Origin of the sequence: Pseudoalteromonas sp. bablab_jr011 (genome assembly GCF_016464045.1) — a bacterium.
Taxonomy (GTDB): domain Bacteria; phylum Pseudomonadota; class Gammaproteobacteria; order Enterobacterales; family Alteromonadaceae; genus Pseudoalteromonas; species Pseudoalteromonas lipolytica.
The window spans coordinates 1-317 of the sequence record NZ_JACDWU010000213.1 but is presented as its reverse complement, the minus strand read 5'-3'; the positions used below and the strand labels follow the sequence as shown (position 1 = coordinate 317).

The 317-nt window shown below is 52.7% G+C and carries 1 protein-coding gene; it reads right to left on the bottom strand.

What is annotated here, in order from left to right:
* Window positions 1-59: 59 nt before the first annotated feature.
* Window positions 60-317, bottom strand: a 258-nt coding sequence (locus JIG41_RS23285) for a transposase (protein ID WP_199524869.1), incomplete at its 5' end; no start/stop codon positions are given.

Below are 317 nucleotides of genomic sequence, written 5' to 3'. Positions count from 1 at the left end.
AGGGTATACGGATTTAATGGTTGATGGGGCACCTTCACCCCATCAATCTGATACCACCCTCAGATGGTTGATAGATCGACTCCGTAGTTGAGTTCCTCTGCGAAGTCCGGCAGTCTGTAACCGATGGTTTTCTTGTAGAAAGGAGAGACCTTCGCAGTCGGTGCCTTCTTCTTGTACTTCGTGGTGTAGAGCATTCGTGCCCGCATCACCTCGAAGGAGTAACCGCGCCCTTCACGGTTCTTGTCCTTGGCCAGTCGGTTGATGGACTCCGTGTAAGCGTTGGTGACGGGCATGTCCGTCTCGAAGTAGGTCATGGT